Origin of the sequence: Saccharospirillum alexandrii, from assembly GCF_043641555.1 — a bacterium.
GTDB lineage: Bacteria > Pseudomonadota > Gammaproteobacteria > Pseudomonadales > Natronospirillaceae > Saccharospirillum > Saccharospirillum alexandrii_A.
The window spans coordinates 526539-541565 of the sequence record NZ_JBHZRJ010000001.1; the positions used below are offsets into that span (position 1 = coordinate 526539).

At 56.9% G+C, this 15027-nt stretch carries 15 protein-coding genes; all 15 read right to left on the minus strand.

Annotated features, from left to right (window positions below; all coding sequences use genetic code 11):
• Positions 1–162: 162 nt before the first annotated feature.
• A complete protein-coding gene (locus tag ACHUE7_RS02260) occupies positions 163–759 on the minus strand; it encodes a HupE/UreJ family protein (protein ID WP_394168536.1) in 597 nt (198 codons plus the stop codon).
• Positions 760–792: 33 nt separating this feature from the next.
• Positions 793–1464, minus strand: a complete 672-nt coding sequence (gene ureG, locus ACHUE7_RS02265) for an urease accessory protein UreG (RefSeq protein WP_394168537.1) — start codon at positions 1462–1464, stop codon at positions 793–795.
• 14 nt (positions 1465–1478) lie between these two features.
• Positions 1479–2147, minus strand: coding sequence for an urease accessory protein UreF (locus ACHUE7_RS02270; protein ID WP_394168538.1), 669 nt, complete (start codon positions 2145–2147; stop codon positions 1479–1481).
• Entirely contained in the window at positions 2137–2655 is a 519-nt protein-coding gene (gene ureE / locus ACHUE7_RS02275; RefSeq protein ID WP_394168539.1) for an urease accessory protein UreE, read from the minus strand. Before ureE ends, ACHUE7_RS02270 begins: the two co-directional genes overlap by 11 nt.
• Positions 2656–2855: 200 nt before the next feature.
• Complete coding sequence (gene ureC / locus ACHUE7_RS02280; RefSeq protein WP_394168540.1) at positions 2856–4562, minus strand: urease subunit alpha; 1707 nt, start codon at positions 4560–4562, stop codon at positions 2856–2858.
• Positions 4559–4882 (minus strand): urease subunit beta, encoded by a 324-nt coding sequence (locus tag ACHUE7_RS02285; RefSeq protein WP_394169144.1) that lies wholly within the window; start codon positions 4880–4882, stop codon positions 4559–4561. The genes ureC and ACHUE7_RS02285 overlap by 4 nt, the downstream gene beginning before the upstream one ends.
• A 38-nt stretch (positions 4883–4920) precedes the next feature.
• Positions 4921–5223, minus strand: a complete 303-nt coding sequence (locus ACHUE7_RS02290) for an urease subunit gamma (protein ID WP_394168541.1) — start codon at positions 5221–5223, stop codon at positions 4921–4923.
• A 185-nt stretch (positions 5224–5408) separates the two neighbouring features.
• Positions 5409–6281 carry an urease accessory protein UreD gene (locus ACHUE7_RS02295; RefSeq protein WP_394168542.1) on the minus strand — a complete coding sequence of 291 codons (873 nt, stop codon included), beginning with the start codon at positions 6279–6281 and terminating at the stop codon, positions 5409–5411.
• 13 nt (positions 6282–6294) lie between these two features.
• Positions 6295–6990, minus strand: a complete 696-nt coding sequence (urtE, locus tag ACHUE7_RS02300; protein WP_394168543.1) for an urea ABC transporter ATP-binding subunit UrtE — start codon at positions 6988–6990, stop codon at positions 6295–6297.
• Positions 6987–7820: an urea ABC transporter ATP-binding protein UrtD gene (urtD, locus tag ACHUE7_RS02305; protein ID WP_394168544.1), complete on the minus strand. Its 834-nt coding sequence runs from the start codon at positions 7818–7820 to the stop codon at positions 6987–6989. The genes urtE and urtD overlap by 4 nt, the downstream gene beginning before the upstream one ends.
• Positions 7817–8974 (minus strand): urea ABC transporter permease subunit UrtC, encoded by a 1158-nt coding sequence (gene urtC / locus ACHUE7_RS02310; RefSeq protein ID WP_394168545.1) that lies wholly within the window; start codon positions 8972–8974, stop codon positions 7817–7819. The genes urtD and urtC overlap by 4 nt, the downstream gene beginning before the upstream one ends.
• On the minus strand, positions 8971–10560 hold the full coding sequence (gene urtB, locus ACHUE7_RS02315; protein ID WP_463558422.1) for an urea ABC transporter permease subunit UrtB: 1590 nt from the start codon (positions 10558–10560) through the stop codon (positions 8971–8973). The genes urtC and urtB overlap by 4 nt, the downstream gene beginning before the upstream one ends.
• Before the next feature lie 97 nt (positions 10561–10657).
• Positions 10658–11944, minus strand: a complete 1287-nt coding sequence (urtA, locus tag ACHUE7_RS02320) for an urea ABC transporter substrate-binding protein (RefSeq protein WP_394168546.1) — start codon at positions 11942–11944, stop codon at positions 10658–10660.
• A gap of 492 nt (positions 11945–12436) precedes the next feature.
• Positions 12437–13708, minus strand: coding sequence for a phosphopantothenoylcysteine decarboxylase domain-containing protein (locus ACHUE7_RS02325; RefSeq protein ID WP_394168547.1), 1272 nt, complete (start codon positions 13706–13708; stop codon positions 12437–12439).
• Entirely contained in the window at positions 13705–14820 is a 1116-nt protein-coding gene (locus tag ACHUE7_RS02330) for a transglutaminase-like domain-containing protein (RefSeq protein WP_394168548.1), read from the minus strand. Before ACHUE7_RS02330 ends, ACHUE7_RS02325 begins: the two co-directional genes overlap by 4 nt.
• Between the last annotated feature and the right edge of the window lie 207 nt (positions 14821–15027).

Here is a 15027-nt window from a genome sequence, read left to right on the forward strand (position 1 = left end):
TCTCCTGTGTGGCTTAACAAGTCAGGGGTCGGGGGGTGCCGTCTGCATCCCCGCCCTGTTATGACCACAATAGGGTGAGCCCGGATGCATCACAAACGATCAATATTTGAGCCATGGGTGAGCTAAATTCATCTGCGTCCCGTTCGTCTGCTCAACAACGGGTTACGTTAAACTCAGCGCCAGACCTGAAAATGCTATGAACCCACCCGCCCAGCGATACAAACCTGGCAGCCCCCTGGCTGTTAAGCCTGAAAGAATGCCAATTCCATGCAAGGCCCCCGTTGCCAGGACAAAGCCAAGTGCATACCCCATGGCCGAACTGCCTAACGGCATTTCGTTGCCATGCGCCAGGCCGTGGAAAACAGCGAAACCTGCGCAGAGCATTGCCGCAGCGGTTGCATTCAATTTGCCGTTCACTGCCAGCACCAGACCAATAACAACGGACGAGGCCATTATCATCGGCTCCGTCGCCAGCGTCAGCAACGGTGCGACCATCCCGGTCATGGCCAGGGTGCCGCCCAGGACCATGGCAACCACAAACACCAGAGGTAACTGCCACCGAGCGTTACCGCTCAAATGCGCCGCCCAGAATCCGACGGCCACCATGGCTAACAGGTGATCGAGCCCGCCAAGTGGGTGGGCGAGACCGGCGGCAAAGCCTGAGGCATGGGTGTGGCCTTCATGGGCCAGGGCCAGGCCGGGCAGTAACGCGGTTGCCAAAACGCTGCCGGTAACGATGGATTTATTGAGTCGGTGCATGATCAATCTCCTGTTTTGGAAGTAGATGAAACGTTAAACAACGGCTTTGGCCGGCGGCATCGTTTTGGCTTCGAGCATGCCTTCACGCACGATGAAAGCGATGATGTCATCGAGACCCTGAGCCGCTTTAAGATTGCTGAATACAAAGGGGCGATCGCCGCGCATGGTTTTGGCATCCCGATCCATCACGCCGAGGTCAGCGCCAACCAGCGGTGCCAGATCGGTTTTATTAATGATCAGCAAATCGGATTTGGTAATGCCCGGCCCGCCCTTGCGCGGTATCTTGTCGCCGGCCGAGACGTCAATCACATAGATCGTCAGGTCAGAAAGCTCCGGGCTAAAGGTGGCACTCAGGTTATCGCCACCGCTTTCAACAAACACAAGGTCCAGGTCGCCGTGCCGGGCGGTCAGTTCATCGATAGCGGCCAGGTTCATCGAGGCGTCTTCGCGAATGGCGGTGTGCGGGCAGCCGCCGGTTTCGACGCCGATGATGCGATCGGCACTGAGCGCCTGGTGCTGGGTCAGGAATTTCGCATCCTCCTGGGTGTAGATGTCGTTCGTGACCACCGCGATGTCGTAGTGCTCGCGCATGGCGGAACACAGCGAACGCAGTAACGCCGTTTTACCGGAGCCAACCGGCCCGCCGACACCGATGCGCAAGGTTTGTTTGGGTTGTGTTGTTGTGGTTTGAGTGTGATTGATCATGGTTGGTTCTCCCCTCAGGATCGGAATAAGCGGCTGTATTGGGTTTCGTGATAACAACTGGCGATGGCGAGCGCAGGCAGACACGCGCCGATGTCATCGTCTTCCAGGGTGGTGGCCAGGGCGATGGCCTCTGGTATCAGCGGCTGCAATTCACCCAGTAAACGCTGTGCATCGGTTTGGCCAAGCGGCACCAGTTTGGTTGCAGCGGCAATCTGGTTTTCCAGCCAGGCCCAACTGAAACCCAAAGCCGCACTGTGAAATGGTATACCCCAATGCGAAGCGGCTATGGCATAGCCAGTGACAAAGCTCAGCGGTTCGGCGGGTGAAAAGGGCAGTTCGATGTCGAGGCTGCGCAGTAACCGAGCCAGGGCTTTACCCATGGCGGTATCGGTGAGTCGCAATTCCTGCGTTTCACGACAAGCCAAAGCCAGGTCGTTCCACTGGGTGAGCGCCATTAAATCGGTTTGGCCGAAACTGTGCATCGCTCGCTGCAGCAGCGGCAGGTCGAGACGGCCCAGGCCTTCACTCAGTTGCAGGCTCAGCGCCTCGAAGGTATCGGATTTGGTGCGCACCCAGCCTAGATCAATGCTGCTTTCCAGGCCCTGTGAAAAAGCAAAGCCTCCAACGGGTAAGCTGACACTGCTCAGTTGCAACAAACGCAGCTGATGAACATCAGTCAGCATGGGCATGGCCGTTGATGTGACTGTGAGAATGCCCGCTTTCGTGGTTGTGTGAATGGTTGTGCGCGTGCCCATGAGAAGTGCCCGGTGCATAAGCGCCGGATTCCGGGTTGAAGACGGCATTGTCAGAGACAACGGTTAGCCCCTGCTGAATCAGCATGGCTTCGAGCACATGATCGGGTTTAATGCGCAACCAGCGATCACCCACTTCGATTTTTACGTGCCGGTTACCCAGGTGGTAGCAGGCGCGGGCAAAGGTTTGCCAATCGTGGCAATGGGCTTCGGTTATGGGCTCAATGGCCCCCGCAACCTGAATGTGTTTACCACAGTCGCTCTTCAGAAACTCACCGACCTGTAACGCCTTGCCTCGCTCGAGAAATACCTGAACTTCTTCGCCGGCATCACTGACTGCGCGCAGTCGGCCTTTTTCACGCTGGTCGTGCGTTAAGGTGAGGCGGGCATCTATTGAAACCGGTGATACGGTACCCAGCCGTTGATGAATCGTTAACATTGTGTCTTCCTCATGATCCAGTTTCGGAGTTCGTTTTTGCGTTGGTACCAGGAATCCGTGTCAGGCACCGGGTAACCCTATCTGGGGCCGGCGTAAACCCATCCATGGGGCCTAGACTTCGGCATCCATGCCTCAGACTTCCCCAGATAGAGTTACCCGGCACCTGGCACTCAACTGGTTGCCAATCTCAACCTCGGTAATCAAAACAAACAATAACGTTGTGCCAGTGGCAGTTCGGTTGCTGGCTCGCACGTAAGCAGTTTTCCGTCTGCGCGTACCTCATAGGTTTGCGGGTCGACGGTGATGTCTGGTTGCCAGTCGTTCAAAACCATGTCGGCTTTGTTGATGGTTCGGGTGTTCTTGCAGGCGACCAGCGTGCGCTGCAAGCCGAGTTGTTCGCCGATGTTTGCATCCAGTGCTGCCTGGCTGGTAAAGGTGACACTCAACTGAGCGGGTGCCTGGCCGAAGCTGCCGAACATGGGGCGGTAGTGCATGGGCTGCGGCGTTGGGATGGACGCATTGGGGTCGCCCATTGGGGCTGCTGCAATCATGCCTCCTTTGATGATTAATGACGGTTTGATGCCAAAGAAGGCGGGTTTCCATAGCACCAGATCGGCCAGTTTTCCGGCTTCAATGGAACCCACTTCATGGGCGATGCCATGAGTGATAGCCGGGTTGATGGTGTATTTGGCAATGTAGCGCCGGGCGCGAAAATTATCGGTACCCCGGTCGAGGTCTTCGGCGAGCAGGCCGCGTTGCTTTTTCATCTTGTCGGCGGTTTGCCAGGTGCGGGTAATCACCTCGCCGACCCGACCCATGGCTTGTGAATCTGACGCGATCATGCTGAAAGCACCCAGGTCGTGAAACAGGTCTTCGGCAGCGATGGTCTCCTTGCGAATCCGCGAGTCAGCGAAGGCCACGTCTTCGGGTATTTTCGAATCGAGGTGATGGCAGACCATCAGCATGTCGAGGTGCTCATCGACCGTGTTGACGGTGTAAGGCCGGGTTGGGTTGGTCGATGAAGGCAATACGTTGGAATAGGCACAGGCTTTGATGATGTCGGGTGCGTGTCCACCGCCTGCGCCTTCGGTGTGGTAGGTATGAATGACCCGGCCTTTGAAGGCGTTGATGGTATCGTCGACAAAGCCGCTTTCGTTCAGGGTGTCGGTGTGAATTGCGATCTGAACGTCGTAGCGGTCAGCGACGCTCAGACAGGCGTCGATGGCCGCTGGTGTGGTACCCCAGTCTTCGTGAAGTTTTAATCCGCAGGCGCCGGCGAGTAGTTGCTCCTCCAGCGCCACAGGCTGGCTGGCGTTGCCTTTACCCATAAATCCCAGGTTCATGGGCATGGCGTCGGTGGCTTGCAGCATTTTACCGATGTACCAGGGGCCCGGTGTGCAGGTAGTGGCGTTGGTTCCGGTGGCCGGACCAGTGCCACCACCGAGCATGGTGGTGACGCCAGACATCAGCGCTTCTTCGATTTGTTGCGGGCAAATAAAATGAATGTGCGCGTCGATGCCGCCAGCGGTGAGTATTGAGCCTTCACCGGCAATGATTTCGGTACCGGGGCCGATGATGATGTCGACGTTGTCCTGAATATCCGGATTGCCGGCTTTGCCGAGTGTGACGATGCGACCGTTATTGATGCCAACGTCGGTTTTAACGATGCCCCAGTGGTCGAGCACCACGGCGTTGGTGATCACCAGGTCCATCGCGACATCGCAACTGACCTGGCTTTGCCCCATGCCGTCGCGAATGACTTTACCACCACCGAATTTAACTTCGTCGCCATAGGTGGCACTGTCGGATTCAATTTCGATCCAGAGGTCGGTATCGCCGAGGCGAATGCGGTCGCCGGTAGTCGGTCCGAACATCTGGGCGTACGTGGTGCGATCCATTGTTGTCATTGTTGGGCTCCCTGATCCAATGCGCCCATGACATCACCCCGGAAACCGTAAACTTTCCGGAGCCCGGCGTAGGCGACCAGTTCGACAGTGCGACTTTGCCCGGGTTCAAAGCGTACGGCCGTGCCAGCGGCGATGTTGAGGCGAAAGCCGCGCGCGGCTATACGGTCGAATGAGAGGGCGGGGTTGGTTTCAGCGAAGTGATAATGAGACCCAACCTGCACCGGCCGGTCACCGGTGTTCTCTACGGTCAGCTGTAAGGTGGCGCGCCCGGCATTGAGGGTAATGGACCCTTCGCCGACCTGAATTTCCCCTGGTATCATCATTAGGAGCTCCTGTGTACGTTGCGCTTTGCGGTCAACTAAATAATCGGGTTATGAACAGTGACCAGTTTGGTCCCATCCGGAAATGTGGCTTCCACCTGGACTTCGGTAATCAGGTCAGCGATGCCATCCATCACCTGGTCTGCTGTCAGCCAGGTTTTTCCTTCACCCATCAGTTCGGCGACGGTTTTCCCATCCCGGGCGCCTTCCAGAATATTCATGCTGAGATAGGCAACCGCCTCGGGATAATTCAGTTTGAGGCCACGGTTGAGTCGGCGCTCGGCCAACAGGGCGGCGGTAAAAACCAGCAGCTTGTCTTTCTCTCTTGGCAGTAATTCCATCTTTGTCTCCTGGTTGCATTAGGTACGTGCCAGTGGTCCGTGCAAGCGACCCGGAGTACTCGATCGGGGCCGCCGTGAATACTTCCATGTAGGCTTAGCCTCGACATCCATGTCTCGGATATCCCCGATCGAGTACTCCGGGCCGCTTTCACTTTCCTGGCAACCTTCACGAAAATTTGCATTAACTAAGTTGCCCAGATTCTCGGTTCACATACTGAGCGACTAAATAACTGTTGCCTCACTGGTGCCCAGCACTGTGTGAGCAATTTTTTAACCGGCTCCGCACGATTAGCCAGCGCTCGGATTACGAGGTACCGGTCGACTTGTGATACCCCTGCCAGCTCTGAAAACTCCGAGCAATGGTGTTTCAGCTGTTTCATTGCATCGGGTTCCAGTGGTTCGTGAAATGGTCCGGCAATCATGATGGCGTTGACGCTGTGGTCGCGAAAACCGAGGCGGCCGTTGAGTGCTTTTCGGTTGGCGTTGGTAAGGTGCAGGTGTTCGCGCAGAGCGACCCGGCCGTTTTCAATGACCTGCAAGCGTTGGCTTAATTCTCCCGACTGAAACGGTTGTTTGCTGGCCGGTAGCCCCAGGCAGGTAATGTCCCATCCGATGAACCGGGCACCGTCGTTCAGGTGAATGTCGGTATCCAGGCGAGCGCGGGCATCGGGGTAGAGCAGGGTTTCCTGGGGCAGCCATTCAAGTGTTGCGTTTTCATGGGCATTGAGTGATATGTGTTGGTGTTGCAGTGTTCTGTCGGGACGTGCCCGGTATGCACGGCCTGCGCCGGGCGTAGTTAGCAGGGCGTGGGCGTTTTGGTCAACGTTGACAGCAATCTGTAAGTGATCGCCGGAAACCAGGCCGCCAGGCGGGTGTAATAAATACGCATGGGCGCAGTCCGACCCTTCCGGGTAGAAAGGTTTCTGCACATAGAGTGGGCCCTGGTGGTTGCAGCGCGATAATTGCGTGCCTCGAGGGCCGTGGGTAAAACCCAGGTTTAACCAGGCGGCCCATTCGGAGGCTTGTATCGTTGGTGGTAACGGTGCCCGACTGTTCATGGTACTGCGTCTCCTAAACGGCCAGGTGCTGTCGGATGAGTTGGTCGTTGAGATTGGCCATCTGGTCGCTGGCGACGACGCGGCCTTTCTCCATCAATCGGAATTCCTGGCCGACGCGGCGGGCGAAGCCGAGTTTTTGTTCAACCAGCACAACGGTCAGCCCGTCTTCCTGATTCAGCTTTTGAATCACATCGCCGATTTGGGTAACGATGTTGGGTTGAATGCCTTCGTTGGGCTCATCGAGAATCAGAACCCTGGGGTCGATGACCAGAGCACGGCCGATGGCGAGTTGTTGCTGCTGTCCACCGGATAGGTCGCCGCCGCGTCGGTGCAGCATGTCGTGCAACACGGGGAACAGCTCAAATATTTTGTCGGGGATGGCTTTGGCTTTGTCAGCGCGTGCACCGAGGCCAATGCGCAGGTTTTCTTCGACACTGAGCATCGGGAAGATGTCGCGACCTTGAGGCACATAACCGATGCCAAGCCGGGCTCGGGCATCGGCGGGTTTCTTGTGCAGGGCTTCGCCGGCGAGGGTGATTTCGCCGCTGCTGATCGGCAGTAAGCCCATCAGGCATTTGAGCAGGGTGGTTTTGCCGACGCCGTTGCGGCCCATGATACAGGTGCAGCGACCTTCGGGAATGTCGAGATCGAGATCCCAAAGAATATGAGTACCGCCGTAACGCTGGTTGACGCCGTTTACGCTGATCATGGCGCTTCTCCCAAATAGACTTCGATGACATCGGGGTGGTTTTGAACGTGATCCATGCTGCCCTCGGCCAATACCGAACCCTGGTGCAATACTGTGACGGTGCGTGCGATGCTGCGTACAAATTCCATGTCGTGCTCCACCACCACCACGGTGTGTTTACCGGCCAGTGACGTCAGCAACTCAGCGGTACGCTCGGTTTCCTCAGCGGTCATGCCGGCGACGGGTTCGTCGATGAGCAGCAACCTGGGTTCGGAGACCAGCAACATGCCGATTTCCAGCCATTGTTTTTGACCGTGAGACAAGGCGCCTGCCAATTGAAACCGATGATCCGTTAAGCCAATGGTGGCCAGTACGGTGTCGATCCGGTCAATCTCGGAGGGGCTTAGGCGGGCCAGCAGGGTGGGTAGCAACCGCTTGTTGCTTTTCAGTGCCAGTTCCAAATTGTCGAATACGCTCTGGGCTTCAAATACGGTCGGTTTCTGGAATTTTCGACCAATGCCGAGTTCGGCGATGTCCGCTTCGCTGTACTTAAGCAGGTTGATGGTCTGGCCAAAGAACACGCTGCCTGAGTCGCATTGGGTTTTGCCGGTAATCACATCCATCAGGGTGGTCTTACCGGCGCCGTTGGCGCCGATCAGACATCTCAGTTCGCCATCGTTGATGTAGAGGTTCAAGTTGTTCAGCGCCTTGAAGCCATCGAAGCTGAGGTTCAAGTCTTCGATGTACAGCAGGATGTCTTTATCGACATTGATGCTGGCAGCAGGCGGTTGTAAAAAAGGCCAGACCTGGTCGCGTCGCATCAGTTCGGCGGTATTGGAAAATGCCGTCATGAGGTGGCCTCCTGGTTGTGTTGCGGGGGCTCATCGCTGCTCCGGCTGCGTTTCCATGAAGTGGTTAACTGGCCGTAGACACCGGCTAGGCCTTTGGGCAGAAACAGGGTAACCAGAACAAAGAGTGCGCCGAGCATGAACAGCCAACCGTCTGGCATTATTGCGGTAAAGCGGGTTTTGGCGTAGTTAACCAGCAGAGCGCCGATGACGGCACCATACAACGTACCCCGGCCACCCACGGCTACCCAGACGACGATTTCAATGGAGTTCAGTGGCGCAAACTCACCCGGGTTGATGATGCCGACCTGGGGCACGTAGAGGGCACCGGCGATACCGGCGATCATGGCGGAATAGACGAAAAGCGCGACCTTGTAGCGGTCGGTCCGGTAACCCAGAAAACGAACACGGGGCTCGCCATCACGAATGGCTTCGATCACCTTGCCAAGTCGAGACTTCAGCACCCAGTGGCTGAGCATGAAAATGGCGGCCAGAAGCCCGGCTGTGCACAGCAACAGCGCAACCCGGGTGGTGTCGGCCTGCAAACTGAAGCCAAGCAGGTCTTTGAAATCGGTAAGCCCGTTGTTGCCACCAAAGCCCATTTCGTTGCGGAAGAAAGCCAGCATCAGTGCGTAAGTAAGCGCCTGGGTGATGATCGACAGGTATACACCGGTAACGCGGGAATGGAAGGCGAGCCAGCCAAACACAAAGGCGAGCAGGCCCGGTACCAGTAAGACCATTAGCATGGCAAACCAGAACTGGTCCATACCGAGCCAGTACCAGGGCAAAACATCCCAGTCCAGAAACACCATAAAGTCAGGCAGGATTGGGTCGCCATAAACACCGCGACTGCCAATCTGGCGCATCAGGTACATGCCCATGGCGTAACCGCCCAGTGCAAAGAAGGCGCCGTGACCGAGACTTAGAATGCCGCAATAGCCCCACACAATATCAACCGCTAGAGCGAGCATGGCAAAGCTCAGGTATTTGCCGAGCAGGGTAATGGTGTAGGTGGACACGTGCAGCGCCGAGTCGGCCGGTATCCACAGGTTGCCAATCGCCGCCAGCACCGTTAGCGTCATGAGTACGGTAACGAAAGGCAATACCGGACTGCCAAGACTGTTACGGCGAGACAGAAAGGTGTTCAGCAGGGTCATTCAGCCGCCCTCCCGCGTTGCGGAAACAGACCCTTGGGTCGTTTCTGAATAAACAGGATGATGAACACCAGCACCAGAATACTGGCCAGTACCGTACCGGTAACCGGTTCCAGAAACTTGTTGGCGATGCCAAGCGTAAAGGCCGCGACTAACGTACCCAGTAAATTGCCGACTCCGCCGAACACCACGACCATAAAGGAATCAATGATGTAAGCCTGGCCAAGGTTTGGCCCAACGTTGGTGAGCTGGCTGAGCGCGACACCACCAATGCCCGCGATGCCCGAGCCCAAACCAAAGGTCAGGGCATCGACCCGGTCGGTTTTAATGCCCATGGCTTTGGCCATGTCCCGGTTTTGTGATACAGCGCGTACGTATAAACCGAGGGCGGTTTTTTTCATGATCACCAGCAGGGCGACAAACACGATCAGCGCAAAAATCAGAATGGTTAACCGGTTATAGGTCAGTGACAACACCGGGTTGATTTCCAGTGAACCACTCATCCAGTCCGGTGCAGCGACGCGACGATTCAGTGGCGAAAACACGGTGCGGACTAGTTGCTGCAGAATCAGGCTGATACCAAAGGTGGCGAGCAGCGTTTCCAGAGGCCGGCCGTGCAAGAAACGAATAACGCAGCGTTCGATCAGAATGCCGAACAGCCCCGCGACGATAAAGGCGGCCGGTATGGCGACCCAGAGTGAGTAGTTGATGAAGCCCGGCATCAGAAGCTGAACCACGTAGGTGGTGTAAGCACCGAGCATCAGCATTTCACCATGGGCCATATTGATGACACCCATGACACCGAAGGTGATGGCCAGCCCAATGGCGGCGAGTAACAGTACCGAGCCCAGGCTAAGCCCGAAGAACAACTGGTCGATGTAGCCGTAGAACGTCACCTTGCCGTCGATTTTTTGCAAGGCAGCGGTAGCGGCTTCGCGCACGGCGGGGTTGTCGGCATTGCGTTCCAGATCGAACAACAGGTTGCGCGCTTCGGGTTGCAGGCGATCCGACAGCGTGTCGATGGCGGTGATCTGAGCCTCGACTGTATTTCCAGACTGTGCACTGTACATTGCCAGCGCCAGGTCAATGGATGACAGCACGGTACGGTTGGATTCTTCGCGGCGCAGCTCGGCCAGATCGTCAGCGGTTGCAGCGTCCAGCGTTGTCAACAAAGACAGAACAGCCGCACTGCGCAAGGCGGGCTCCGGGCTGCGAAGTTGCAGTCGGCCTATGGCGCTGCTGAGAAAGTTTCGCAGGTTATTGTTTACGCGTATCTTGCTAACATCGCGCCGTCCCAAAGGCTCAATCGCGGTGCCGCTTTGAAATTCGGTGTACTGGTCGGTGCCGTTGACATCGACAATGGATACTAATACCTGGTCGGCTTTGCGAAAGTGCAGATTGCCATCCAGCAAGGTTTGAAACAGTGGCAAAACCTCAGGGTGTCCGGTCGCCTCTATTTTTTCCAGTATGGGTTGGGTGGTGTTGAGGTCGGCCTCGGTCAGCGCCATCAACAAGTCGTCATACGACGAGGTGGTATCGGTTTCGGCCATCGTCGGGGTCGACCACAACGCCAGCCAGCACCCGAACATCAACAAGGCTTGTTTCACGGCATCCTCCGCAGGCAATCAATGAAGTGCAATAAAAGAAGGGCGGCAGAACCGCCCCAAGGGAGAGTCGATTTAAGCCTCAGTACACGGTGCCGGAGCAGGTGCCGGTTTCAGTGTTGTAATTGCCACACTTCAACGGAGCGGACCAGTCAGCCAGTAGCATCTTCGACCCGGGCAGGTAATCAGACCAAGCATCACCCGGTACTACGCCAGCGGTCTGCCAGACAATCTCGAACTGACCGTCATCCTGAATTTCACCGATCAGAACCGGTTTGCTCAGGTGGTGGTTCTTGTTCATTACCGCAGTACCGCCAGACAGGTTGGCAACGGTCTGGCCAATCATCGCCTGTTCAACGGCGTCGACATCGGTAGTGCCTGCCTGCTCAACCGCCTGAACCCACATCTTGAAGCCGATGTAAGTCGCTTCCATCGGGTCGTTGGTGACGCGGTCTTCATCGCCAATGTAGGCGTGCCACATATCGATGAAGTCGTAGTTCACATCGGCATCCACACTCTGGAAGTAGTTCCAGGCTGCCAGGTGTCCAACCAATGGCGTGGTGTCGAAGCCGGAGAGTTCCTCTTCACCTACGGAGAAGGCGATAACCGGAATGTCGGCAGAAGACACACCCTGGTTACCCAGTTCCTTGTAGAACGGAACGTTGGCATCACCGTTAATGGTAGAAACCACCGCGGTCTTTTTACCGGCACTGCCGAAGGTTTTAATGTCGGAGACGATCGACTGCCAGTCTGAGTGCGAGAACGGCGTGTAATTGATCATGATGTCTTCTTCGGCCACACCCAGATCAAGCAGGTAGGCTTCCAGAATCTTGTTGGTCGTGCGCGGGTAAACGTAGTCGGTTCCCGCCAGTACCCAGCGCTCTACACCCAGCTCGTTGCGCAGGTAGTCAACCGCAGGAATCGCCTGCTGGTTCGGTGCAGCGCCGGTGTAGAAAACGTTTTTGGAAGACTCTTCGCCTTCATACTGAACCGGGTAAAACATCAGGCCGTTCAGTTCTTCGAGCACGGGCAACACGGATTTGCGCGATACCGACGTCCAGCTGCCGAAAATCACATCGACTTCTTCTTGCGTCAGCAGTTCCCGGGCTTTTTCAGCGAACAGAGGCCAGTTGGAGGCCGGGTCAACAACAACGGCTTCCAGCGGACGGCCGAGCAGGCCACCGGCTTCGTTCTGTTGTTCCACCATCATCAAAACGGTGTCTTTCAGCGTGGTTTCACTGATTGCCATGGTGCCGGACAGTGAATGCAGTACGCCGACTTTAATCGGGTCTTCCGCGATGGCGGCGGTGCTCAGTACGGTGGACGCCACGGCAAAGGTGAGGCCCTGGAGTATGGGTTTGAGTGTCATGCTGTGTTCCCCCTGGTGTGTGTTCGATTCGGATCGATGACGGTGTGTCAGCACGATCGATTGTTGAACAGCGGGGTGCCAGACGGTATGGGGAGGATGGCGGTGGCCCCTACGTCATTTAACGTATGGACAGTGGGAGGTTACTGTTTTTGTGGTGCCAGTCGTAGGTTTTGTGGACGACCGTTGAGCTCAGTTCTAGCCACAAGTCGGCCCCGGCCGCGTTCGTCTTCCACCCGGTCTTGCAGGCATATCCCTGTGCCCAAGACCTACCGCGAGCATCCATGCTCGCTGTGGAAGACGAACCCGGCAGGGGCCTTGGTAGGTTGGTTTCAATTTATGTTTTGGGTAAGCACATTGCGAGCGTCGAGTGGCGGTAGTCCCTCTGCGGGGGAGTCCGCAACATGGATGTTGCGGTCTAGGCTCCATGGACGGATTTACGCCGACCCCGCAGAGGGATTACCGGTAGTCGACGCGGGCTCATGGCAAGAGCGTCTATTTTACCTCCGAGGTCAGGGTTTCCAGGTGGTCTGCTATGGCGCCGGCGATTTGGTATTTGCCTTCGACGGGGGTGACGCCTGCTTTGGTGACCATTAGGGCGCGTTGCTCTTTGCCTTTGGTGTCTTCACCGCGAGTGGCGACGACCAGGCTGGCGTGATTCAGGCGTTTGGAGGCGACGTTGATGAGCTCTTCTTCGGTCACCTGTTCCAGATACTTGAACGCAACACAGTGCATTGACGAGTCCGCTTCGCAGGCCAGGTCGATGACTTTTTCGGTCGGTACCAGGTTGAGTGGCAGGCTGGCCTGGCCAGAGGTGATTTTGCCCTGCACTGCTTCGGCCGGTCGGTAGTCGGCTACACCGGCTGAAAATACACCGGCAAAGAGGCCCGACCGGGCACGGTCTACGACGGTGTCGCGGTACTCATCGAAAGTGCGGGTGATGGTGAGTGGCAGGGTTGTCTTTGGTCGCCAGGCACCGTCGCCGAGGATGAGTTCGGCATCGGCACCGCGCCAGATGAGCTCTTCGGCAATGGCAGCGCCGAGGCGGCCACGGAAGCGGTTGACGATTCTGCGAACGCCGTCGATCGGTACCGGGGTAGGGCCAGCGGTAACCATGATGGACTTATTTCGCAGCGGAGATTCGCTCAGAATGCGGCCGACGCTGGTGCAAAGTACATCGGTATCCGGCAGGTTGTGTTTGCCGTAACCGTCGCGCGGGGCAACAAAATGCACACCAAGGTTGCTGAGTTTACGGGCGTTCTCAACCAGTACGCTGTTGTGCAGGGTGCCGTGCATGGTCGGGGCGATCAGGATCTTGGTGCGGCCCTGTTCCATTCTGCCCAGTGCCGACGCCAGTGCCGACGTAATGACGGTATCGGCGATGCCGTTGGCCATTTTGGCAATGGTGTTGTGGGTGGCCGGAGCCACCAGGTAAGCATCGAAAGGGGCGTTGTCGGATAAATGTTCCGCCGCCCAGGTCAGGGTGCTGACCACGGGTGAGCAGGTGGCCCATTCCAGGGCTTCCCGGGCCACATAGCGCAGGGCGTCGTCCGATGCGAAGGCGACAACCTCGGCGCCATGCCGGCGCAAACCGCGCGCAATTTGCGGGGTTTTCATGGCGGCAATGCCGCCAGTAACCAGCAGGGCAACGCGCTTGCCGGCAAGGCGATTGGAGATTACCGGCACATCGTGGTCGCCCATGTCGCTCGGCGTCGGAGCCTGGAAATTCCAGTCAAACAGGCCAGCGGCGGTGGGTCTTGAGGTCATGCCACCAACTCCTCGCGGCGGGCAGTCTGAACCGGCTGGAACTGCTGCTGTGCCTGGTTAACCAGCGGCATGTAAACCGACTGAATGCGGTCGAGGCTGGTGTTCAGGGCTTCGAAATGTTGCATAGAGAATCGACTTTTTTTGCTCATTTCTTCTTCAAGATTCGTCAGCACTTCTTCGTCTTTCAGAAAGGGGTCAGTCTGGTTCATCAGGGCTGATGGGCTGTACGGGAAGCCATCGGCAAAGGTAACCGGCACCAGTTGAGCGAATTCCGGGTTGGCTTCAACAAAGGCGTCGCAGACGTCGTCGTTGAAGGTCGCATCGGCAGAGTGCCAGCGGCCGTTGATCTTCATCGCGGCGTAATAATGTTTGAACGAAGAACGCATCAGCAAACGCCAGCTTGGCGGCATGATAATGCCCAACACACTCAGCTCCAGTGGCGCTTCAATAAAGCCGGCTTCAATGTTGCTGGCGCGGCACAGGGCCACTTGCAAGTTGGCTTTGGTGGTACACATGCCAACGCCCTTGGCCAGGGTCGTTGACGCCGTTTCCTGCCAGGTGCCGAAGCGGTAGGGAATCGCCTGAACAAAATAGAAAATATTACGAGCAGTGTCGGCCGGGGTGTTGCCTTTGAGTTCCCGGGCGCATTTTTGAATGGCAGGGTGCTGGTAATCGCACAGCGTCGTTTTATCGGGCAATTGCGCATCGGGTACCGGTGCAACGGACTTGTAGGCGGCATCGGCAGCCAGCATGGCCAGCGTCATCGCCCGGCGCAGTGGCATGGCGGCTGGTGCCTGCCAGGCATCGCTGGCTAGATCCAGGTGCCATAGAATAACGGTGTCACCCAAGGCCGTCAGTGGTGGCTGACCGTCGGACAGTGCAGCCATGAAATGATTGCCGGGACCGTGCCAGGCTGCCGCGTGACCCAAGCGACCCTGAAGGACCGTATAGAGACGATAAGGCGACGGGTTTTCCAAAGGGGCGTCTGCTTCAAGGTAAGTCACAGTACCCAGGTGGAAGATTGGGTCGGCTTTGTCGTCGAGGTAAAAGCCGAGTGTTGTATCACGAAACAGGGCGTCGTGTTCCATACTGAGAGTGGGTGCGGCATTCATTTTTTTCTACTCCGTTTAACGGTTAGTCAGCGTCGGAGTGGGCGGTTCGGCGAACATCACTCCAGCAGTCAGTCAATTGACGTGGCACCTTCGGTACCGTGCTGGCGCTCTATGCGATTGCTGTGCCAAACTCTGTTTATGCTTAAAACACAGCAACTTAGCTGGGTTGGTTGAATCAGTGGCCGCCAGTATTTTGTTGCTCATGGC